Genomic DNA, 23,737 nt, shown 5'->3' on the forward strand with positions numbered 1-23,737 from the left:
TATAAATAACCAGTAGCTTAGCCATGATGGATCCTTCTCTCTTACTCGACGGTCTCAACGATAAACAGCGCGAAGCGGTTGCCGCGCCTTTAGAAAACTTGCTGGTGCTTGCCGGAGCGGGGAGTGGTAAAACCCGAGTATTGGTGCATCGCATTGCTTGGCTTATCTCGGTTGAAAACGCCTCGCCTTTTTCAATCATGTCGGTGACTTTTACCAACAAAGCGGCGGCGGAAATGCGTGGCCGAATTGAAGAGTTGATGATGGGCAGTGCATCGGGCATGTGGAATGGTACCTTCCACGGTATTTGCCACCGTATTTTACGCGCTCACTATCTTGACGCTCGCCTGCCTGAGGATTTTCAGATCCTCGATTCTGAAGATCAACTGCGTTTGCTGCGTCGTTTAATCAAAGCACAAAACCTAGATGAGAAGCAGTGGCCTACGCGCCAGGTGTGCTGGTGGATTAACGGTAAAAAAGATGAAGGTCTTCGTCCGAAGCACATCGATGCGTACCGCGATCCCGTGACTCAAACCTATTTGCAGCTTTATTCCGCGTACCAAGAGGCGTGCGATCGCGCAGGTTTGGTTGATTTTGCCGAAATTTTGCTGCGTTGCCACGAGATGTTGCGTGATAAGCAGCACATTCGTGAACATTATCAAGCGCGCTTTAAACACATCTTGGTCGACGAATTTCAAGACACCAATAACATCCAATACGCGTGGCTGCGCATGATGGCTGGGTGCGATTGCCACGTGATGATCGTCGGTGATGATGATCAGTCCATTTATGGCTGGCGTGGTGCCAAAATTGAAAACCTCGAAAAATTCACGCAGGAATTTCCGAGCGTTAATACCATTCGTTTAGAGCAAAACTACCGTTCAACCAAAACCATTTTGCAAGCCTCGAACGCACTGATCGCGAACAACACCGAACGAATGGGTAAAGAGCTCTGGACAGATGGCAGCGAAGGCGAGCCAATTTCTATCTATTCGGCCTACAACGATCTTGATGAGGCGCGTTTTACCGTCAATAAAATCAAAGAGTGGCGAGATAAAGGTGGCGCATTAGAGGATTGTGCGATGCTTTATCGCAACAACGCCCAATCTCGTGTTTTGGAAGAAGCCTTGATTCAAGCAGGCTTGCCCTATCGCATCTACGGCGGCATGCGCTTCTTCGAGCGCCAAGAGATCAAAGATGCGTTAAGTTACTTGCGTTTGATGTCTAACCGCAATGATGATTCGGCCTTTGAGCGAGTCGTAAATACGCCACCGCGTGGCTTGGGTGATAAAACGCTGGAAACCATTCGTTTTGCGGCGCGAGATCGCGGTTGTACCTTGTGGCAAGCGAGCCTTGTGCTGTTGGAAGAAAAAGTGCTCACAGGACGTGCGGCAAGCGCATTAAGCCGGTTTATTGAGCTGGTCAATGCCCTTGAAGATGATAGCGCTGAGATGCCGTTACACAGTCAAACCGACCATGTAATCAAAACATCAGGTTTGTTTGAGATGTATCAGCTTGAAAAGGGTGAAAAGTCTAAAGCCAGAATTGAAAACTTGGAAGAGCTAGTCACCGCAACACGCCAATTTGAAAAGCCAGAAGAAGCGGATGAGATGAGCATGTTGACGGCCTTTTTAACCCACGCAGCGCTGGAAGCGGGCGAAGGGCAGGCTGACGAGTTTGATGATGCCGTACAGTTAATGACACTGCACAGCGCGAAAGGGTTAGAGTTCCCGTTGGTGTTTATGGTTGGCGTTGAAGAGGGCATGTTCCCCAGCCAAATGTCGGCCGAAGAAGCGGGGCGATTGGAAGAGGAGCGCCGTTTGTGTTACGTCGGAATGACGCGCGCCATGCAAAAGCTCTACATTACTTACGCTGAAATTCGCCGTTTATACGGTCAGGATAAATACCATAAGCCGTCACGCTTTATCCGTGAGCTGCCAGAAAACTGCCTTGATGAAGTGCGCATGAAAGCGCAAGTGAGCCGACCAAGCAGTGCTGGGCGTTTTAGTCAAACAGCGGTCAAAGAGAACTTTAACGAGACGGGCTTTAGTTTGGGCGCACGCGTGAAACACCCTATTTTTGGTGAAGGCACCATCATTAATTTCGAAGGTAGTGGCCCGCAAAGTCGAGTGCAAGTCGCTTTTAACGGTGAAGGCATTAAATGGCTAGTGACTGCTTATGCCAAGCTAGAGAAACTATGATCTTCCTTGTACAAAGAAAGGGTACTTTTCTTTGCTGAGATGGTTGGATTGTTCTCCTCCCCCTTTGAGGGGGAGGCAGGGAGGGGGTGTTTATGGCGTTGTTTAAACCAAATACCTAACCTAGCCGTTCAAGATATGAAAGCTGGATAACTCATATGCTTATCCGATCCAAAAGAAAAACCCCGAGGGCTTGCGCCCTGCGGGGTTATAGTCTTACTTGCAGCAATCCAGCTACGAAAGTGCTCCATGCATCAAATCCATGATAGTGGCTGAATTCCGTCAGCTTAATCCGTTCTTCGCCTTCCTAGCGGTGTCCTTGGTGACTTCCTAGTCTGCTAACCATCCACGTTAGCGCGCTTCACTTGTTCCTTGAGCGGTGTCCTTTACATCATCCTGATGTTCAGTCCTTGCCTCGTCCAGAGGTGTCCATTGTCTTTCCTTAGTAGTAACCATCCTAGCTACTATTGCGTCCATTCAATGTCCAATTTGCTTTCCGTGCCGACCATTCATCCTGAGCAGTCGTCTCTTCATCCTGAAGATGACCAATCCGTGGTGCTTTCCTGTTCCGTGTCAGAATCCTTCCGACAAGGTTCATATTACCCATCTCTAATTTATCGGCAATGCTAGAGAAACGCTTTTTCCGCAAAGGGTTTCTCTAGCTGGTTATTATTTTATTTAAAATCAAGTGTTTAGGTTTTTTGGTGTTGATTTTCCTACTCAAAAAGCGATATTTGCTCACTCGTTTGTAAGAGATCTCGCACAAAAATGGGCGCGAATCGCTGCATCAATGGCTAAGGCTAAGCAGCGCTTGCAATAAAATAAGTCCACCGATGAGCGTAAAAATGATGCCACATACCGCATCAATATACACAGTGAGTGATTGCAAACGTTTTTGTAGGCGGGCGGTGGAGAGCATCCACGCCAAGGTTGAGAACCACATAAAAGAGAGCCCCCAAAGAATCAGCAAGGCGATACCTTTACCTGAAAAGGACATCCCCACAGGCACTAAACTCGACATTAAGCTGATAAAAAAGACCAAAGCTTTTGGATTAAAAATATTGGTGATAAAACCGCGGGAAAAGGCTTGGCGTTGATTTTCGATCAGCTTGTAGCGCTCATTGTTGACTCCGACAGCTTGTGGCGATCGCCAGGTGGTGTAGATGGATTTGAGTGCGCCCAAGCCTAAATAGAATAAATACCCCCCGCCGGCCAGTTGCACCATCGCAAACAGTGCGGGTTGTTGATGCACCAAATAGCTTATCCCTGTGAGGCTAAGCAATGAGTGAATGACAATGCCACATGATAACCCTAGCGCAATAAAAACTCCGGTTCTGCGACCGTAACGGGTGGCATTTTGTACCACCAGTGCCACATCTGGGCCGGGGCTTAATAATGCCATAAAATGTACGCCAGCCAATGTGGCCAATATGGAAAGTTCGTTCATGTATTCTCCTCATGTTTTACGGTGAGTATGCGTGGAGAAAACGTGCTTGCCTTGTAAATTTCTGACAGTTTGGTTAGTAAAGTGTGCGATTGATGGCGGAGGGTGGCAGGCCAAAGGTTGCTTTGAACGCCTTACTGAAATGGGCTTGATCATAAAAACCGACTTGATAGGCGACTTCAGTGCTAGAGGTGCCGGTTTTCAACAATTTCATCGCTTGCTCTAAACGTAAACGCAATAACCACGCATAAGGTGTGATGCCCGTTTGCGCCTTGAAATGGCGCTGAAACTGAGTGGGTGAAAGCTGGCAAAGCTGAGCGAGTTGTTCAAGGCGGATTGGTTGGTCGAGTTGACTGAGTACCCACTCTTTCAGCGTGGCGAGGTTGCGCTGGCCGAGCGGTTTAACCTCCGGCAGTTTCAAGTGGCTATAGCGTTCAAGCAAAGGTGTGAACCCTTGGTAGGGTAAGCAATCTTTAGCGAGTTGACTGAGCTTATCCTGCTTCATGGTGTGATGAAGTTGCAGCAGTGAGCAAAAAAGTGGCGCGTCATCGACTATTAACTGCTCAAAACCCAGCACTTGTTCAATCTGCTTGGCTTCTAAGGTTTGCTGTAGCCAAGTAGGTTCAATAGCAAACACTTGCACTTGGTAGCCAGAGCCATTGTGCGCTTGCCCATCGTGCAGTTCATCTGGCGACATCAGAACTACGCCGCCCCGTTGTACCTGATGCCAAGCGCCTTGGTGGTAGAAGCGCTGCGTTCCTTGAGTGATAAGGCCAATATGAATATCAAGATGGTAGTGGCGATCAAACGCAAACTGACGATAGTCTGCATCAATCAGACCGATCGCAGGATAGGCCGTTTGGCTGTAGCTCACTTTATCCATAGAGACCAAAATTTAGGGTTGAATAATGCAAGCTTAGCCAGCCATGTCGCCACTGTCTTGTAAAAAATGATCACAGTGCCCTCGATCGCTTTGACGAACGAGGGGAATAAACAATCCTAATTAAACGGATGCCCGTTGAGCGCGTCGCGCGGTTCGGCCTGTTTTTAAACCATCAAAACTGAACAGCAACAATGCAGCCCAAATAAAGGCAAAAGTAATGGCTTTATCACTAGAAAAGGCTTCACCGTAAACCAAGACAGCGAGCAAAAACATCAAGCTTGGGCCGATGTATTGGAAGAAACCCAGCGTTGAAAGTTTTAAACGCGTTGCTGCTCCTGTGAAACAAAGCAAAGGCAAGGTCGTGATGACGCCAGCTGCGATCAGCAGTAGGTTGAGGTTAAGCGGATTGAGCGCCATATCTGAAGTTGGCGAGCTGGCGATAAACAATAGATAAATCAACGCCGCGGGCAACATCACTAAGGTTTCGATAAACAAACCTGTTTGTGCATCAACCGCCACTTTTTTACGCAGTAAGCCATACAAGCCAAAAGTGGTCGCCAAAGCGATGGCGACCACAGGAATCGAACCAAACACAATTAACTGAATGGCCACACCAATGGTGGCTAGCGCTACCGCGACCCACTGCAGTTTGCGTAATCGCTCACCAAGAAAAAGCATGCCGAGCACCACATTGAGCAGTGGGTTAATGTAATAACCTAAACTGGCATCTAACATATGATTAGCATTGATCGCCCAGATGAAAATTAACCAGTTCACCGCAACCAGACAAGCAGTGGTCATTAGATAGATCATCTTTGATTTATGAGTAATCACACTGCGTACACTACGCCAGTTGCGGCCAAAATGAAGTAGTGCTGCTAACAAGAAAAACGACCACACTACGCGGTGAGTGAGGATCTCAAGTGCAGGAACATTGTTGATTGCTTTAAAATAGATCGGTGCGATGCCCCACATAGTGTAAGCACCAATAGCGAGTAAAACGCCTTGTCTGGAGCGTTGTTGTTCTTCTGCGGTCATGATGAATTCTCAAAGGAGTGAAGTGCTGAGCCAGCGAAACGATTCGACAGTATATACTGTTCCTCAAGTAAGTTGCAGCTTTGTTAATCGACCGCCTACTCGGGAGTTTGAGTGGCGAATAATGGCCGAGAATCAAGTGATTCGCTTTACCGCTACATTTTGCGGTTTTATTCACCATCGAACCCCACTACAATAAGACGCTTTGCGGTATAGCGGTTGCTCTACCCCTTTTGTTCACCCTTGGAAATTTCATGACCGCAACGTTAATGGCTCAACAAACCGATCCTCAACCTGAGACACCGCACAGTATTTTACAGACTGTGTTCGGTTATCAGTCGTTTCGTGTCGGCCAGCAAGAGGTGATTGACGCTTCGTTAGCGGGGCAAGATAGCTTAGTTATCATGCCAACGGGTGGGGGGAAATCGCTCTGTTATCAGATCCCTGCGTTAGTCAAAGAGGGCATCACTTTAGTCATCTCGCCGCTCATTTCGTTGATGAAAGACCAAGTGGATCAGCTCAAAGCCAACGGTGTCGCGGCTGAGTGTATTAATTCAAGTATGTCACGTGAGATGCTGATGTCGGTATATAACCGAATGAACGCGGGGCAACTGAAGCTGATTTACGCGTCGCCTGAGCGTGTTTTGATGTCCGATTTCATCGAACGCTTGCAGCAGTTGCCATTGGCGATGATTGCCGTGGATGAAGCACACTGTATTTCTCAATGGGGGCACGATTTTCGCCCTGAGTATGCGGCGTTAGGCCAACTTAAACAGCATTTTTCACACGTGCCTTTTATGGCGCTGACGGCAACGGCTGATGACGCCACGCGCGTGGATATTTTGCACCGTTTGCAGTTGCAAGAACCGCATGTCTATCTGGGCAGCTTTGATCGCCCTAATATCCGCTATACCTTGGTCGAAAAGCACAAACCGGTTTCACAGGTGATCCGCTATCTTGATACGCAAAGAGGACATTGCGGCATCATTTACTGTGGCAGTCGCAAAAAAGTAGAAATGCTGACAGAGAAACTGTGCAATAACCATTTACGAGCAGCCAGTTACCATGCGGGTATGGACGCCGATGAGCGCGCTTATGTGCAAGAAGCATTTCAGCGTGATGACATTCAGATAGTGGTTGCTACCGTCGCATTTGGAATGGGGATTAATAAACCCAACGTGCGTTTTGTGGTGCATTTTGATATTCCGCGCAACATCGAATCTTACTATCAAGAGACCGGGCGCGCAGGGCGAGACGGTTTGCCAGCCGAAGCGATGATGCTCTATGATCCGGCCGACATCAGTTGGCTGCGTCGAATGTTAGATGAGAAGCCGGAAGGGCCACAAAAGCAGGTGGAAAGCCATAAGTTGGGCGCGATGAGCGCTTTTGCTGAAGCACAAACTTGTCGCCGCCAAGTGTTGCTCAATTATTTTGGTGAATATCGAGATAAACCTTGCGGCAACTGCGATATCTGCCTTGATCCCCCCAAGCATTTCGATGCCACGCAAGAGGCGCAAAAAGCATTATCGTGCGTTTATCGCGTCAACCAAAGTTTCGGTATTGGTTATGTGGTGGAAGTGATGCGCGGTATGCAAAATATCCGTATTCGTGAAAATGGCCACGACAAGCTCACTACTTACGGCATTGGTCGCGATCATAGCCATGATTATTGGGTGAGTATTTTCCGTCAGTTGATCCATAAAGGGTTGTTGCAGCAAAACATTACTCGCAATTCGACCTTGCAGTTGACGGAAGAGGCGCGACCGCTGCTGCGTGGAGAAATGCCATTAGAGTTAGCTATTCCACGCTTAGACACAGCCGCTCGTGCGGCGAAATCAGATAAGTTATCCAACAAAAACTACGACAAACCACTGTTTGCCAAATTGCGTAAATTGCGTAAATCGATTGCTGATGAAGATGGCCTGCCGCCTTACGTGGTCTTTAGCGATGCGACCTTAATTGATATGGTGGAGATATTGCCCACTTCGTACGGAGAAATGTTGGCCGTTAACGGTGTTGGGCAACGCAAGCTTGAAAAATACGCCGACCCATTTTTAGACCTGATTCAGGAGCACTTAACCCACCATGGCTGAGTTCGGTTTAGCTCACAATTTACAAGATGAAGGGCGACTCGTCCTGAGTACACCGCGTTTTGATGTCGATACTTTTCCTGCACTAGGCGAGCGTTTGGTCAAGCAGCTTTCGGCTACAGTGATAGAAAAACAGTGGGATGCGGACATTCACTCATGGTTGATTGATTTTGAAGGTTGCTTACTTTTTCTCAAAGCCGAGCATTACAGCGAGTCGGTTTGGCTTGAAGCACTTGCCATCAAAGAGAGCCAAGAAGAGTTGGCGTTTCTCGCGCAATTATTAGCGCGAGGTTTCTAAGCGTGTAGATCAACTCTGCATATCCGCCTTTTGGTCCTTCATTATTAAGCTGCCATTGCTTATGATGAGGCAAACATCAAGGAGGCTGGCGTGAAATTTGAATCGATCCATCAAGAAGTTATCTCCGTTGAGCGTTTTACATGGCGCTGCTTACGCTATGCGGCGATCGCTGCGTTACTGCTGTTGACTGGCCTCATTCCCGGAGTGGTGGGTTTTGTCTACCTAGCTGATCTCCCAGCGGCGCAAGCGTGGTTGAATGCGCTTTCGATGGTCAGTGGTCTCGAACTTCCCTACCCGATAATCAATCTGCATCTTGCGCCGAGCTTGCATCTCTTTTTAGCCTTTTACAGCTTACTTATCGAAACTGTCTTTTTCGTTTCATTGGCTACCCTATTTGCACCGATCATCCATCGCGTTTTTCATCGCATGCACTGCATTGAAGAGAGCGATTAGTTCCGTTAAAAGATTTGACGAATATCAGATGAAATGTCTTGGATCAATTGACGCGCCGACTCGTCTCTTTGCTGTACAAGAGTAATAAACAACAGGTCGGTTAGAACATTCTGCGCGGTGCGAGAGGCGATGGATGAGCTGCGATGTTCATTTTCATCGGCAATCGTATCAAAAGAGAGATCGGCTAATTCACGTAATCGATTTTTCTTCGGAGAGGTGAGCGCGATAACGCTTGCTCCTTGCTGCTTGGCCGCTTCGGCGGCAATCAAAATCTCTTTTCTCTCTCCTGAAAATGAAATCACAATTTGAACATCTTGCGCACCCAGCGTGCGTGCGGTGGCGATTTGTACGTGGCTATCTTGTTCTGTGAGCGCTGTGATGCCTAATTTCAGGAGCTTAAAAGCCAAATCTTTTGCGGTGAGCGCAGAGCCGCCGATGCCGATAATTTGCACGCGGTTGGCGAGGTTTATCCACTGTACTGCTTGGTTGAAATGGGGAAATGAAAGCGCGTTGGTGGTGTGAAACATCGCCTCTGTTTTCGCTTGCACCAATTTTTGTGCGATCACCGCCAGTGGGTCGTCAGCCAGAATATTGCTGTGCAGTGGCGTGGTCTGAAACGCCAATTTACGGCCAAGCTCTTCGGCCAGCGCTAACTTAAACTCACTGTAGCCCCTAAAGCCAATTTTCTGGGTAAATTTGACAATGCTCGATTGGCTGACTTTTGCGTGTTCGGCCAATGCTTGGCTGGTGGCGAGCGCGGCTTTTTCTGGATGAGCGATGATCCAATCGGCGATTTGTAATTCACTGCGAGAGAGTTGAGTGCGGCGGCTGACGATTTTATGCATCACAGACATGCGCGATCCTTGTATTTTTTAGAATAAATTATTCCAAATTTAAAATAACGAACATTAGTGTAGTGGCTTGTATTAACTGGCCTTTTGTTCGGAGGCTTAAAAGATATCGGTGCATTGTAGGCCATTATTCCATGTAATGACTGGTCAAAGAATAACCTTTGTTGTGATTTTTGTCACTAAAGTGGAATATTTTATTCCATAGAATCGCCCTCAGTTCCGAATTAAAACCGAGAAATAGACGATGAACCTAGACCTAACCCTGTTGGTTACCGAAAGCCGCAACCCTGCCAGTGCTGACATTGACACCCTTTCCACCTTAGAGATGCTGCAAGTCATTAACCATGAAGATCAACTGGTCGCGTTGGCGGTTGAAAAAACCTTACCGCAGATAGCGCAAGCGGTGGATGCCATTACCTTGGCATTTCAAGCGGGTGGACGTTTGATCTACATGGGAGCGGGAACCTCCGGTCGCTTGGGGATTTTAGATGCTAGCGAGTGCCCACCCACCTACGGCTCTGATCCTAAACAAGTGGTTGGGCTTATTGCGGGCGGACACCCAGCGATTCTTAAAGCGGTTGAAAATGCCGAAGACAATGTTGAGCTTGGGCAAAGCGATCTGAAAAATATTAATTTGACCCGCAACGATGTGGTGGTGGGTATCGCCGCCAGTGGTCGCACACCCTATGCGCTAGGCGGTATGGCTTACGCTAAATCACTGGGTGCAACGGTTGTGGCAGTAGTGTGCAACCCAGATTGCGCGATGCAGCACGCGGCTGACATTGCCATTGTGCCTGTGGTGGGCGCGGAAGTGGTCACGGGCTCTTCACGTATGAAAGCGGGCACGGCGCAAAAACTGGTGCTTAACATGTTAACCAGCGGCGCGATGATTCGTTGCGGTAAAGTGTTTGGCAACCTTATGGTCGATGTCGAGGCGACCAACGCTAAGTTGATTCAGCGCCAAAATAACATTGTGGTCGAAGCGACTGGTTGCAGTAAAGAGGAAGCAGAACAAGCACTGAGCGCCTGCCATCGTCACTGTAAAACCGCCATTGTAATGATTCTTGCGGGGCTAAGCGCCGAGCAAGCGACGCAAAAACTGGCCAAGCATAATGGTTTTATTCGCGCGGCACTGAATGATCAATAACCCGACTGGATCTATCCAAGGATGTCCCAATGGCAAAAATAACCTCAAATATGATCGCCAAGCTGCTTAGTGCAGTCGGTGGTAGTGGCAATATCGGTAAGTGTGGCAACTGCATGACGCGCTTACGTTTAACATTAAATAATACGGCATTGGCCGATCAGGCTCTGCTGAAAACCCTTCCCGGCGTAATGGGCGTGGTGGAGAGTGACCAACAACTGCAGATCATTTTAGGCCCAGGCAAAGCGCAAACGGCGGCCGATATGATGAATGAGATGATCGCTAACGGTGACGGTGCTGAGACGGATATGGCCGTAACTGCCGATCTATCCGCGATTGCTGCTGAGCAGAAAAAGCAGATGAAGAGCAAACAGACCAGCGGCGTACAACGTTTTTTAAGCAAATTTGCGACCATTTTTACGCCGCTGATCCCCGGTTTCATTGCTGCGGGCTTGTTGCTCGGTTTTGCCACTTTGCTGGAGCAAATGTTCGTTATCGATCAATCGCCTAGCCAGTTTATGCTCGATCTCATTACTTATATGAAAGTGTTTGGTAAAGGGCTCTTTGCTTTCTTGAGTATTTTAATTGGTTATAACGCGCAGCAAGCTTTCGGTGGCTCGGGTGTTAATGGTGCCATTTTAGCTTCGCTGTTTGTGCTGGGGTATAACCCAGAGGCGACAACGGGTATCTACTCGGGTATGAGTGAATTCTTTGGCTTCGCCATTGACCCACGCGGCAACATCATCGGGGTACTATTAGCCTCTATTTTGGGCGCGCAAGTAGAACGTAAAGTGCGCCAATACATGCCTGATGATTTGGATATGATCTTAACCTCTGTGGTGACGTTACTCATCATGGGCGCGGTGACTTTCTTGGTGATCATGCCGATTGGTGGTGAGCTGTTTAAAGGCATGTCATGGTTGTTTTTGAACCTCAATGATAACCCGTTGGGCGCGGCGTTACTGTCGGGTTTGTTCTTAATTTCGGTGGTGTTTGGTATTCACCAAGGATTTGTGCCAGTCTATTTTGCGTTGATGGATGTACAAGGTTTTAACTCTCTGTTTCCTATTTTGGCGATGGCGGGCGGCGGCCAAGTGGGTGCGTCACTGGCACTCTATTTCAAAGCGAATAAAGATGCGTTGCTGCGCACGCAAGTGAAAGGGGCGATCATTCCCGGTATTTTGGGGATTGGCGAACCACTGATTTATGGCGTGACCTTGCCGCGGGTTAAACCGTTTGTCACCGCTTGCATTGGTGGGGCGGCGGGCGGTTTCTTTGTCGGCTTAGTTTCTTACCTTGGTTTGCCAGTAGGATTAAATACGGTGTTTGGCCCGTCAGGCATTGTCGCCATTCCATTGATGACTTCCGAGCAAGGGATTTTTGCTGGGATGATGGTGTTCGTTGGCGGTCTTTTAATCTCCTACACTGTTGGCTTTCTCGCGACCTACTTTTTTGGCTGCAAAGATGTCGATTTAAGCTAATTCACCCCCCCCCCCCCTATGTATAGTATGCAAAATAGTATGCAAAATAGTATGCAAAATACCTAAACTCAGAAGTGAGGGTATTGGGTGAAATAGCGCGGCCTTTAGCACATCTTCTTTCTCTGTTGGATGTGTCTAAAGGCCTTTTATTTGGCCTAAAGAGCATCCACTACGCAAGTTCGCCTATAAACCCACCCGTTTGATGCGCCCATAGCTGAGCATAAACGCCTTGTTGTTGCAGCAACTCTTGGTGTGAGCCTTGTTCAATGATTCGTCCTTCATCCAGCACAATTAAGCGATCCATGGCGGCAATGGTTGATAAACGGTGCGCAATGGCGATCACGGTTTTGTTTTCCATCAGCGTTTCAAAATTTTCTTGAATAGCCGCTTCTACTTCTGAATCTAGGGCCGAGGTGGCTTCATCCATGATCAGAATCGGCGCATTTTTTAATAGCACTCTGGCAATCGCAATGCGTTGGCGTTGGCCGCCAGAGAGTTTGACACCGCGTTCTCCCACTTGAACATCGTAGCCAAGGTTGCCATTCTCATCCTGCAACTGCGCGATAAAATCATGAGCATGCGCTTGACGGCTTGCTTCTATCAGCGCTTCTTCCCCGGCATCTGGGTTGCCATAGAGAATGTTGTCGCGGATTGAGCGGTGCAACAGAGAAGTATCTTGCGTGATCATACCAATGTGTTGGCGCAGTGAATCTTGGCTGACCTGCGAAACATCTTGTCCATCAATGCAGATTTTGCCGCCATTCAAATCGTAAAATCGCAGCAGCAAGTTAACCAGTGTGGATTTACCCGCGCCTGAACGACCCACTAACCCCACTTTTTCGCCCGCTTTTAACTCAAAGTTAAGCGCCTCAAACACAGTGTTCTCTTGTCCATAGTGAAAGTGAACGTTATGGAAGCTGATTTGCCCTTGCGTTACTTGCAGCGGCGGCGCATTGGCTACATCCGTTATGGTCACTGGTTGTGACAAGGTATTCATTCCATCCACCACAGTACCGATATTTTCAAATAGTGCGCTCACTTCCCACATGATCCATTTCGACATGCCTTGTACGCGCAGCGCAATGCTAATCGCAATCGCAATGACACCGACAGTCACTGAGGCATCGAGCCACAAATTGATTGATAAAGCGGCGATAGAAAACAGCAGTAAATAGTTGATGGCGTCAACACTCCACAACAGGCACGTCACCATGCGCATCTGTTGGTACACGGTGTTCAAAAACCGTTTCATGCTGCTTTTGGCGTACTGCATTTCTCGTTGCGAATGGGAAAACAGTTTCACGGTGGCAATGTTGGTGTAACTGTCGACTATGCTGCCCGTCATAGTTGAGCGAGCATCGGCTTGATCGGTCGCCACTTTTTTCATCTTGGGAATGAAATACAATTGAATGATGATGTAGGCCACGAGCCAAATCAGAATCGGGATCATCAAGATGCGGTCAGATTCGCCCATCATCCAAATCATCGAGACGAAGTAGACCGCGATGTAAACCAGTACATCGACCAGTTTCATCACTGTTTCTCGCACGGCGAGGGAGCTTTGCATCACTTTGGTGGCAATTCGCCCCGCGAAATCGCGTTGGAAAAAACTGACGCTCTGTTTGAGTAAGTAGCGGTGGATCATCCAACGTATCGACATCGGGTAATTACCCAGTAGCGTTTGGTGCATGATCATGGAGTGGAAGAAAGCCAGCAGCGGCATAATGACCACCACCAGCGCGGCCATTACCCACAAGCGGTCACTCTGATCAGCCCAGAATGTGGCACGTTGTTGGCTGCCAAGCATATCAACCAATTCACCCATATAGCGAATGAGGGTGACTTCGGCAATCGCCACACAAGCACTGAGCAGTGACATGACCAATAACGGTACTTCAAAACCCCGCGTGTAATGACGGCAGAAGGCTAATAAGGAGTTAGGCGGTTGTTGCGGCTCTTCTTTAGGAAACGCCGTCGTGAGATTTTCAAACCATTGAAACATAGGTGATCAACTTATGGTGATGTGCGAGTGAGATTCATTCTTATTTTTATCTGTTAAATATTGAATTTATCAGTAAAATGACGGGCAATAATAATGATAATAAAAACGTTTCTCAAACTAATTAAAGCAGGAGGTATCCTTTAATGGATCTCATTCGCCCAAGCTTGCTGGGGACAGCAATTCACAACATATTAAAAATCAGCGCATTACCTTGTCTGTTCATGGTTTCGGCTACGGCACAAGCTGAGCAAACACCGCCACCAGTTTTAGACACGATCGTGGTAACGGCATCGGCATTGAAAGTCGATACCCCGACACAAGAAACTGCAAAGTCGGTCACTGTCATTGAACGTGATGAACTGGACCAGCATAACGTACAAAAACTGGATGAAGCATTGCGCTATACGCCGGGATACACCTCACCTTATGGCGCGGATAACGACGCCGAATGGATGTTTGTGCGTGGTTTTGAACCGAGTGTCTATCTCGATGGTAACCGTCTTTATAAAGAAGGTTTCTTTGCTTGGACGGTTGAACCCTTTGGTTTAGAGCGAGTTGAATTGGTGAAAGGCCCGTCTTCGGTGCTGTATGGTGAGTCCATGCCGGGCGGTATTGCCAACGTGGTGCAGAAAAAGCCGACTGATGGCGCGCAGCATTCCGTATCTCTGTCGGTGGGGAATAAAAATTACCAGCAGTTGGGTGTCGATATTGCCGATTGGGCCAACCAAGATGGCAGCCAGCGCTACCGCCTCGTGGCGATGGTTAATCAAAAAGAGGGTGAACTGGATGGCATTGAGAGCCAGCGCGTTTATGTTGCGCCAAGCTACGCTATCGATTTATCAGATCAAACCACGCTAACGCTGATGGCCACTTTCTTGAAAGATAACGGCGTGCCACAAAACGGTTTCTTCCCAAGCGATGGCACATTAGTGGCGCTGCCCAATGGTGAGACGATTGCGCCTAACCGCAACTTTGGCGAGCCGGATCACGATGATTTCGATAAAACACAACTGTCGTTCGGCTACCAACTCTCTCATCAACTGAACGACACTTGGAGCCTCAAGCAAAACTTCAACTACGCCTATGTTGATCTGTACCTACGAAGCTCTTCGGCCTATCAAAATGCTTGGCAAGACAGCGACCCATACACATTGGCACGTTATACCTTGATCAATGATGGTGATGCACACAGCGTAACCTTAGATAACAACGCCCAAGCACAGTGGCAAAGTAGCCAATTTGAGCACCGCTTACTGACCGGGTTTGACATTCAGTATCACCAAAATAAATGGCTGGGTAATGGCACTGGTTCACTGGTGGGCGTGATCAACAGCCTTAATCCGACCTACGGCAATGTGCCTGATCTCTCAAGCAGCTTGTATGACAATGAGATTGTCAAACAGCAACTGGGAGTGTACGCGCAATATCAAACGAAGTGGCAACAGAAATGGGTGCTGAATTTAGGTGGCCGCTACGACAAAATTGATGTTGAAAGCAAAGGTTTGAATAAAGATGAGCTTGATGATGGCCAACTGTCATTAAACAGCGGTTTGATCTATTTAGCCGATAACGGTTTGTCACCTTATGTGAGCTACTCGGAATCTTTCTATGTGATCAGCAGCTTAGATTTTACCACCAACAAACTCTACAAACCCGTTGAGAGCAACCAAACCGAGGTGGGTGTGAAATACATGCCAAGCTGGCTCGATGGCTATGTCAATCTGGCGTGGTTTGATATCGATCAGAAAAACGCAACCGCCTCTACCGTCGGCAGCAATGGCGCGTTAACCACCAGTCAATCGGGCACAAAAACCAATACGCAAGGGTTCGAAGTGGAAGCTCGCATGGCTGTGACAGAGAATCTGATGCTGAATGCCAGCTACACCTATCTCGATGCTCATACGGGTGAAGGAACGAGCCAGAAGCGCAAGTCGATGATTCCGCGCCACTTAGCGACAGGTTGGGCGAGCTATGATTTTGCAGGCCTTGGGATTGAGGGGCTGACGTTGGGCTCTGGCGTGCGTTATACCGGAACGTCTGTGGATGCCTCGCTCGATAAAAAGGTGCCTGCTTATATGCTGTGGGATGCAATGGCAAGCTACGCCATCAATACACAGTGGGATGTGCAGGTTAACCTCAATAATATTTTGGATGACGAGTCCCTTGCTGGTTGTGATTTCGGAACCTGCTATTACGGCGAATCACGTCGTATGGTGGCAAGCGTGAATTACCGCTGGTAAGCCAGCATGAACTCACCTTCGCTGAAGGTGAGTTTGACGGTTTTTGAACATTCCCGCGCCGGCGGGGATGTGTGTTTTAGGTGGTTCGATTTTTGGGGGAGAGTGATGTTTACCTTATCAAATGTTCAAGTGGTACGCGGTGGACGAAGCATTTTATCCATTGAATCACTGAATATTCCCACCACAGAGTTAACTGTGGTACTCGGCCATAATGGCTCTGGTAAATCCACGCTGGTGAGTTTGATTTCTGGTCAGCAAGCACCTGACCGTGGCGACGTGTTACTTAACCAGCAGCCGATTGCCGAGCTCAGCGCCAGAGCGCTGGCTAAAGCGGTGGCGTTTTTACCACAAAAATTGCCAACTTCAGCGGGGTTAACGGTACGAGAGTTAGTGCGCCTTGGGCGTTTTCCGTGGCGTGGTCCTTTTGGTCGCTGGCAAAATCAGGATGAAGTGATCATCGATCAAGCGATCGCCCAAACCGGCGTCACTGAATTTGCCTATACCTTGGCAGATGAATTGTCTGGCGGTGAAAGGCAACGCGCTTGGGTGGCGATGCTGTTGGCGCAGCAGTCTCCGGTGCTGATTTTAGATGAGCCAACCTCGGCGTTAGATGTGCAGCACCAATATCAGTTAATGGCTCTGCTTGCGCAATTAAACCAAACACAAAGCTGCGGAATTATCGTCATTTTGCATGATCTGAACCTTGCGCTACGTTACGCGACCCACATTGTCGCGCTCAAGCAGGGCAAGGTTGCTTTTGAAGGCGATGCCTCTTTATTGGCCGATGAAGCACGTTTATCGGCGCTTTATCAAACGCCGATCCAACTGCTGGATCACCCAATGTCCAATTCAGATTCTCACACGCATAAGGTCGCGATTGTATGTGCTTAAACCTTGTAAAGCGCTGGCTGGTTGCTGGCTTACTCTCTGTTTTTTCGAGTGTCGCTTTTAGCGCGCCATTGACCGTACACGACAGCCGCGGAGAGCAAACTCTACAGCAGCGGCCACAACGTGTGGTGGTGCTCAATTGGGATTTACTTGAGCAAGTGATTGAACTGGGTATCACACCCGTTGGCGCGCCAGAGCTTGCCAGTTATCAAGATTGGGTTGTCAAACCGCAAGTGCCGCAAGGGGTAGAAGATATCGGCACGCGCGTTGAACCCAATTTGGAAAAAATTGCTGCACTGAAACCAGATCTCATTCTCGCTGCTGCGCCGCAGCAAGATTTAATCACACCGTTAGAGCGCATTGCTCCGGTGCTCTATTTCTCTAATTTTCAAGCCAGTGATGACAGTGGCGCAGTCGCGATTGACCATTTTCGCCAATTAGCGCAGCTCTTTGACAAGCAAGCGCTCGCCGAGCAAAAACTGACCACAATGACGGAACGTTTTGCGCAGTTAAGAGCACAAATTGACATCGCGTTTTCTCATCAAACACCCGCGGTGGTGGCGATGCGTTTTGCTAATCCAACCTCGGTGTTCCTTTACGGTGAAAACTCCACCACTCATTATGTGTTGAAGCAATTGGGCTTGCATGAAGCGCTGCCTCAGCCTGCCAAAGAGTGGGGGATTGTGCAACATCGGTTAACGGATTTGCAGTATGTTGAGCAAGGTTATGTGCTCTATTTCTTGCCATTTGCCCAGCAAGCACAGCTAGAAAAATCAATGCTTTGGCAAGCGATGCCGTTTGTGCGTCAAGCGCGAGTGAACTCGGTTGAGAGTGTCTGGAACTACGGCGGTGCGATGTCACTACAATACATTGCAGAAGCGCTGACACGCAGTTTGCTTGAGGTTGCGCCTAAGTCATGAACGGAAAAGTGTTTCTCGCACTGAGTAGTGCGCTGCTGCTTGCGGCGATGCTCAGTGTGCAAATTGGCAATGGCGTTGATCTAGTCACGCAATGGCAACTGTTGTGGGCGCAACGTGAAGCGAGCTCTTTTGCTGAGTTCAATTTCCTATATGGTCAATTGCCCCGTTTGGTGATGACGTTGCTGGTGGGCGCGATGTTGGGTTTGGTCGGCAGTGTGATGCAACAACTGACGCAGAATAACCTCACTTCACCATTGACGCTGGGCACCTCATCTGGAGCTTGGCTGGCGCTGATTATTCTCAACATTGGTTTTCCAAGCCTAGTTGCCAGTTACAGCGCGTTGGCGGCAATGAGTGGTGCTTTGCTCGCATTTGCGTTGATCGTGGTGATTGCGGGTGTGCGTAACATGACGGGCTTGCCGTTGATTGTGGCAGGTATGGTGGTGAACCTGCTACTTGGCGCGATTGCGACGGCACTGATTCTACTCAATGAACAATACGCCAAAAACGTCTTCATGTGGGGCGCGGGCGATCTGGCGCAAAATGGCTGGGATTGGGTGCAGTGGTTGCTGCCGCGGTTATCGGTCTCCTTATTGATTTTACTGTTTGCGCCAAGGGTTCTGACGTTATTGCGTTTAGGTCATCAAGGTGCTGCGGCTCGTGGTCTGCCTGTCATTCCTGCATTTTTAATCTTAATGGTGCTCGGGATTTGGTTGGTTTCAGCCTCGATTACAGCGGTGGGCGTCATCAGTTTTATCGGGCTACTCACACCAAACATCGCCCGTGCTATGGGGGCAAGAACGCCCAAACAAGAGCTCTATTCGAGCTTACTGCTTGGCGCGTTACTGCTTTTATTAACCGATATGCTCGCAATGTGGTTGAGCCTATGGACTACGCAAGTCATCGCCAGCGGTATCACAGCCGCGGCGATTGGCGCGCCCGCATTGATCTGGTTTAGTCGCCGTCAGCTCAAGGCGCAAGATACATTGACTATCTCACTGCCTCAGTCGCGCGCATCATTAAGCCGTGTCGCACTATTGGGGGTGTTGTTAATGATGCTGGCAGCACTTGGGTTGCATACGTTGTTTCAAATGAACGAACTCAGTTGGCAATTGGCGCTGCCAAGCAGCTATCAGTGGTCATTACGCTGGCCGCGCATGCTCACCGCATTGTGTGCCGGTATTGGTCTTGCCCTAGCAGGTAGCATTTTGCAACGTTTGATATACAACCCGTTAGCCAGCCCAGATATTTTAGGGGTCTCGTCAGGGGCGACGTTTGCGTTGGTGTTTGCCAATCTCTTTTTAGGTCAAAGCTTGTTAGCCGCCCATTGGGTGACAGCGTTGTTGGGTAGTTTGCTGGTGTTGGCGGCATTAGTTGTACTGGGTAAGCGCCATCAATACGCCGCGTCGAGTTTGATTTTAACCGGGATAGCCATCACGGCACTGCTTGAATCCTTAGTGCAATTTTGCTTGGCTAAAGGGTCAGAAGACAGTTATCGAATTTTACAGTGGTTGGCAGGCTCAACCTATCGCGTTACGCCTGATCAAGCGTTATTGCTGGCCGTTTTGGTGCTGTTGCTGGCCGCAGCCACCATCGCACTGTCGCGTTGGCTGACTTTAATCTCCATTGGTCGTCGTTTTGCCAGTGCGCGCGGCGTTAATGCGCAAAGCACCAGTTTGATTTTATTGACCATTGTGGCGCTGTTATGTGCGCTGGTGACGGCGACGATGGGGCCAGTGTCGTTTGTGGGTTTGATCGCGCCGCACATGGCGATGATGCTAGGCGCACAGCAAAGTAAAACCCAACTGCTGGTGGCAAGTTTAGTCGGTGCATCATTAATGTTGTGGGCGGATTGGCTCGGACAGGTGATCGTTTATCCGATGCAAATTGCGGCTGGCACGCTCGTGGCGATTCTCGGTGGGAGCTATTTCTTGCTGTTACTGTTGGTCAATCGTTCAAAATAAGCTCAGTCTATTTACCATTGGCATCGATAGTGTTAACGAATAGCCCTGTGAATACAGGGCTTGCGGCTATTTTTTGGTGATTTTATCTAAATAACCCATCGCAAAGGCCGATAAGACAAAGGTAATGTGCAGCAGTAAGTACCACTTGATTTTTTCACTGTCGATATTTTCAGTGTTCATGAAGACTTTCAGCAAATGAATTGAGGAGATGGCGACAATCGATGCCGAAACCTTATTTTTCAACGATCCTGTGTCTAATTTTCCGAGCCAGCCGAGCTTATCATCCTCTTCGGCGATATCAATTTTAGAGACAAAATTCTCATAGCCTGAAAACATTACCATCACAATCAACCCACCAACCAATGAAATATCAATCAAAGAAAGTGTCACTAAAATCAGGCTGACTTCATCGGTGCTCAAGATGTTAGGTAGCAGATGAAACACTTCTTGGAAAAATTTAATGCCTAATGCCAGCAGCACTAAACTTAACCCCAAATAGATAGGGGCCATAATCCAGCGTGCTGAATAGAGTAGTTTTTCGACGATATTTTCCATAATTATTCCGTTTATGATCTCCACGAAGTATGTGGAATAAGGGGTGATAATACTGTGTTTTCTTGTGATTTGGCTACGTTATTGCACAAAGTTTTTGTAGAGCAATATAAGCCAGCCAAGCTGATATTCAAGGGGGCATGGTACGCGTTTGATCACCATTGCATGATGTTGAAAATATTGTACTGTTTTGTATGGAATTGTCTTGATGTATTTATAAATTCAATAAATGGGTGATAATAAGCGCTCAATTCGAATGAGTGTCGTTCCATACATACTGAGAATCTTAATTTGCGTAATATTCTATTTTTTCACCCATTGAGCTTATTATTGCTGCTTGTCATATCGGCCAGTTCGCTATCGACGGAGTTACCTAAAAGTCATCGCATTCACGAAGGTCAGCTTGAAAACGGCTTAAGGTACCAATTAGTCCATAACACGACACCTGCTCATGCTGTCATTATGCGTATGCGCATTGCGGGTGGTTCTTTAGTCGAGTCAGATCAAGAACAAGGCTTGATGCATCTTTTAGAACACATGGCGTTTAAAGGTTCGGACTCTGTAGCCGAAGGGGAGATGATTCGCCAACTTGAACGCTTAGGATTAAGTTTTGGATCCGATACCAATGCGGTGACTCAATTCAATCAAACCGTGTATGAGTTCAATATTGCTCAAGGAGACTCACAAAAAGTAGCAACTGGTTTGTGGCTTATGAGAGAGATTGCGGATCGCCTTAAGCTTGAACCAAAGGCGTTGGAGCAAGAAAAACCGGTTGTTGTGGCGGAATGGAAAGAGAGAAATTCCGCTGATGTTGAGAATTATCGTCAACAGCTGAGCTTCTTATATCCGAGGAGCCCTTTGTCAAAACGTTTGCCAATTGGTGATCTCGATGTAGTAAAACATGCTAGCTCAGAGCAGTTACGTTCACTCTATCAACGTTTTTATACGCCAGAACGTACCACGATCACTGTGGTGGGAGACCTTGATGTTGCTCAGGCCGAAGAGCAGATCAAACGACTTTTTTCTAACTGGATACCTCACCGGGATGCGGTACCGCTACGGGCTGACCATTTGATGTTGCCTGCAGTAAGGACACACTTGCAAGCCGATGTTTTCTTTGATACTCGCTTGCCGACCCAAATTTCGCTTGGTGTGATTGCACCACAAGAGCGACAAGCAGATAGCGTTGAAAGTCGCCATGAAATGATCCTTGAATCAATATTGTCGAACTTACTCTACCAACGGTTACTTCCTCATCTGATAGACCAAGAGGGGATAACGAATGCTTTTGTTCATATTGAACAAGATTTCGGTATCGCATCACGGATGGAATTGTCACTGGTAACCTTGCCCGAGCAGTGGCGGCATGGGCTGACATTACTTGAACAGACGGTGCGACAAGCGATTCGATACGGCTTTAATCAGAGCGAAATTGATCAAGCGATCAAGGCAATGCATGCTGATTATCAGCAAAGAGCAGCAAGTAGCGATACCTTGCATAGTTTTTCGATTGCGCAAGGCCTAGTGACAAGTGATGCTCAGCAATTTGTCCCGATTGAACCGACGTTCGCGCTTGCTCTTTTTGAAGCTTATCAACCTCAAATCACCGCAGCTCGATTGCACGACCTGCTTACAGAACGTTGGCAAGGTAAGCCGTGGATTTATCTTTCTGGGCCATACAAGGTTGAGAAAATCAATCAAACGCTACTCGATGTATATGAACAAAGCCAAAAACAGCCAGTAGAGCCTTATCAAATATCATCGGTCGAGGCATTTGCCTACCGTGAATTTGGTGAGGCGGGCACGCTCGTTCACGACAAGCGAGATCCCGAAACGGGGATTCGGATGTTGAAATTTGCCAATGGCGTTAAGCTCAACATCAAGCCAACCGAGTTAGAGAAAAACGTCATCTACCTCAATCTTGCATTAGGTTTTGGCGAATATCCGTTACCTAGAAAAGAGGGCATTCAGGCACTGTTTAATGATGGCTTTGTTGCTGGTGGGTTAGAGCAGCATTCGTTTCAGCAGTTAATTCATCTCTTTTCTGCTGCCAATGTGACGACGGGGTTCAATGTCGGAACGCTTGGTTTTGCGAGTCAGGATTTCACCAATCAAGCGTCGCTTGACCAACAGTTAGCACTGCAAACGGCATTTTTAACGAGCCCGGGCTGGCGAGAAGAGGGGATGAACCAATTTCGTCAACGAGTACTGGCAGCGAGTAACAGCCAGAACACGACGCCAGAAGAGGCATTTTGGACGGTGTTACCTGAATTATTGCACCCTGACGACCCACGATTTCGTAGCCATGACGAGGAACTGTTAAAGCGTCATTTTTCAGAATTAGTTCCAGTGTTTGCCTCGGCGGTAGATAAAGGCCTTTTAGAAATAGCCATTGTGGGTGATCTTGACGAAGAGAAAACGATTCGATCGGTTGCTAAAACACTGGGCGCTTTGCCGCGTCATCCAGAAAAAGAGCTGCAAGTTGAGCGCGTTGAGTTTCCACCAGTGCCAGCATCACATATTGTTGAGCATCAAGGTTCAGCCAATGCCGCGGCATTGGCTTGGCTGTGGCCAACGACTGATAAGGTGAATGCCGAACACTACGCAAAACTGATGCTGCTTGAAGAGGTTCTCAGTATTTTGTTGACGGAAGAAGTGAGAGAAAAGGCTGGCGCGAGTTACTCACCTTACCCATTTAGCAGCAATGATTTTCTTCCCACAGGATTTGGTTATTTGGGGCTGTTCAGTGTGACAGACACAACGCAACTTAAATTAGTGGAAGAGAGTTTCGATGCGGTATTGTCTCGAGTGAAAGCTGATCATGGCATTGATGCTGATATGTTGCAACGAGCGAAACAACCGCTTCTACAATGGTTAGATAGCCTGCCAGAAAAGAATGTATTTTGGCTTGATGTCGCATCGTTAACTCAAACTTATCCGCATCGCTATAGTCGTTGGCAGGAGGTTCGTCACGCCATCAATCAGGTGAGTACGAATGATCTGCGTCATGTTGCTAATCAATATTTACAAGCAGACAAACGACTGAGTGTTAAGATATTACCCAGCACTACCTCTGCAATCTAAAAATAAAATGAGCCTCCTATTGGGGGCTCATTTTTATGATGAAACTTATCACTTTGTTATATTTTTCTTGGATTAATGTCACTTATTTAAACATAGATAATATAATATTTGTTTTTACATTTAATTAGAATAAAAAATCAGGTTTTTTCATGTTTTTAATTTATCTTAAAATGTAATCAATATAATTTAATGCATTCATGCCGATTATTTAGA

General features: G+C 47.8%; 17 protein-coding genes. 11 read left to right on the top strand and 6 right to left on the bottom strand.

What is annotated here, in order from left to right; translation table 11 throughout:
• Positions 1-23 precede the first annotated feature (23 nt).
• Positions 24-2,198 (top strand): DNA helicase II, encoded by a 2,175-nt coding sequence (uvrD, locus tag AACQ17_RS15675; protein ID WP_094147206.1) that lies wholly within the window; start codon positions 24-26, stop codon positions 2,196-2,198.
• A 784-nt stretch (positions 2,199-2,982) separates the two neighbouring features.
• On the opposite strand, the gene AACQ17_RS15680 is transcribed toward uvrD, so the two are convergent.
• From AACQ17_RS15680 to rarD, 3 genes are all read right to left on the bottom strand, one after another.
• Positions 2,983-3,642: a LysE family translocator gene (locus AACQ17_RS15680; protein WP_069212055.1), complete on the bottom strand. Its 660-nt coding sequence runs from the start codon at positions 3,640-3,642 to the stop codon at positions 2,983-2,985.
• A gap of 73 nt (positions 3,643-3,715) precedes the next feature.
• Complete coding sequence (locus AACQ17_RS15685) at positions 3,716-4,522, bottom strand: AraC family transcriptional regulator (protein ID WP_026028188.1); 807 nt, start codon at positions 4,520-4,522, stop codon at positions 3,716-3,718.
• Between the two features lie 120 nt (positions 4,523-4,642).
• Positions 4,643-5,560, bottom strand: coding sequence for an EamA family transporter RarD (rarD, locus tag AACQ17_RS15690; protein ID WP_013855691.1), 918 nt, complete (start codon positions 5,558-5,560; stop codon positions 4,643-4,645).
• 251 nt (positions 5,561-5,811) lie between these two features.
• On the opposite strand from rarD, the gene recQ reads away from it, so the two are divergent.
• The 3 genes from recQ (at position 5,812) to AACQ17_RS15705 (ending at position 8,398) form a co-directional block, all read left to right on the top strand.
• Positions 5,812-7,650, top strand: coding sequence for an ATP-dependent DNA helicase RecQ (gene recQ / locus AACQ17_RS15695; protein WP_094147205.1), 1,839 nt, complete (start codon positions 5,812-5,814; stop codon positions 7,648-7,650).
• Complete coding sequence (locus AACQ17_RS15700; RefSeq protein WP_013855693.1) at positions 7,643-7,945, top strand: DUF3630 family protein; 303 nt, start codon at positions 7,643-7,645, stop codon at positions 7,943-7,945. The genes recQ and AACQ17_RS15700 overlap by 8 nt, the downstream gene beginning before the upstream one ends.
• 90 nt (positions 7,946-8,035) lie before the next feature.
• Positions 8,036-8,398, top strand: a complete 363-nt coding sequence (locus tag AACQ17_RS15705) for a hypothetical protein (protein WP_166538067.1) — start codon at positions 8,036-8,038, stop codon at positions 8,396-8,398.
• A gap of 5 nt (positions 8,399-8,403) precedes the next feature.
• Here the strand turns inward: AACQ17_RS15705 and AACQ17_RS15710 are convergent, their stop codons facing one another.
• Positions 8,404-9,252: a MurR/RpiR family transcriptional regulator gene (locus AACQ17_RS15710; protein ID WP_017045937.1), complete on the bottom strand. Its 849-nt coding sequence runs from the start codon at positions 9,250-9,252 to the stop codon at positions 8,404-8,406.
• Positions 9,253-9,493: 241 nt separating this feature from the next.
• Here AACQ17_RS15710 and murQ point away from each other — a divergent pair, with 241 nt between their 5' ends.
• The gene (gene murQ, locus AACQ17_RS15715) at positions 9,494-10,396 is read left to right on the top strand and encodes an N-acetylmuramic acid 6-phosphate etherase (RefSeq protein WP_017045936.1); all 903 of its coding nucleotides are present in this window, start codon (positions 9,494-9,496) and stop codon (positions 10,394-10,396) included.
• Positions 10,397-10,425: 29 nt separating this feature from the next.
• Complete coding sequence (gene murP, locus AACQ17_RS15720) at positions 10,426-11,874, top strand: PTS N-acetylmuramic acid transporter subunit IIBC (protein ID WP_019281275.1); 1,449 nt, start codon at positions 10,426-10,428, stop codon at positions 11,872-11,874.
• A gap of 169 nt (positions 11,875-12,043) precedes the next feature.
• Here murP and AACQ17_RS15725 read toward each other — a convergent pair whose 3' ends face one another.
• A complete protein-coding gene (locus tag AACQ17_RS15725; protein WP_094147203.1) occupies positions 12,044-13,876 on the bottom strand; it encodes an ABC transporter ATP-binding protein in 1,833 nt (610 codons plus the stop codon).
• Between the two features lie 143 nt (positions 13,877-14,019).
• On the opposite strand from AACQ17_RS15725, the gene AACQ17_RS15730 reads away from it, so the two are divergent.
• The 4 genes from AACQ17_RS15730 (at position 14,020) to fhuB (ending at position 19,888) form a co-directional block, all read left to right on the top strand.
• Positions 14,020-16,116: a TonB-dependent siderophore receptor gene (locus AACQ17_RS15730; RefSeq protein WP_094147202.1), complete on the top strand. Its 2,097-nt coding sequence runs from the start codon at positions 14,020-14,022 to the stop codon at positions 16,114-16,116.
• Between the two features lie 105 nt (positions 16,117-16,221).
• Positions 16,222-17,007, top strand: a complete 786-nt coding sequence (locus AACQ17_RS15735) for an ABC transporter ATP-binding protein (RefSeq protein WP_094147201.1) — start codon at positions 16,222-16,224, stop codon at positions 17,005-17,007.
• On the top strand, positions 16,998-17,924 hold the full coding sequence (locus tag AACQ17_RS15740; protein WP_094147200.1) for an iron-siderophore ABC transporter substrate-binding protein: 927 nt from the start codon (positions 16,998-17,000) through the stop codon (positions 17,922-17,924). Before AACQ17_RS15735 ends, AACQ17_RS15740 begins: the two co-directional genes overlap by 10 nt.
• On the top strand, positions 17,921-19,888 hold the full coding sequence (fhuB, locus tag AACQ17_RS15745; protein ID WP_094147199.1) for a Fe(3+)-hydroxamate ABC transporter permease FhuB: 1,968 nt from the start codon (positions 17,921-17,923) through the stop codon (positions 19,886-19,888). Before AACQ17_RS15740 ends, fhuB begins: the two co-directional genes overlap by 4 nt.
• Positions 19,889-19,954: 66 nt before the next feature.
• Here the strand turns inward: fhuB and AACQ17_RS15750 are convergent, their stop codons facing one another.
• A complete protein-coding gene (locus AACQ17_RS15750) occupies positions 19,955-20,443 on the bottom strand; it encodes a TIGR00645 family protein (protein WP_017045929.1) in 489 nt (162 codons plus the stop codon).
• A 288-nt stretch (positions 20,444-20,731) separates the two neighbouring features.
• Here AACQ17_RS15750 and AACQ17_RS15755 point away from each other — a divergent pair, with 288 nt between their 5' ends.
• Positions 20,732-23,524 carry a M16 family metallopeptidase gene (locus tag AACQ17_RS15755; protein ID WP_094147198.1) on the top strand — a complete coding sequence of 931 codons (2,793 nt, stop codon included), beginning with the start codon at positions 20,732-20,734 and terminating at the stop codon, positions 23,522-23,524.
• Positions 23,525-23,737 lie beyond the last annotated feature (213 nt).

Origin of the sequence: Vibrio sp. V10_P2A27P122 (assembly GCF_963874335.1) — a bacterium.
Classification (GTDB): domain Bacteria; phylum Pseudomonadota; class Gammaproteobacteria; order Enterobacterales; family Vibrionaceae; genus Vibrio; species Vibrio anguillarum.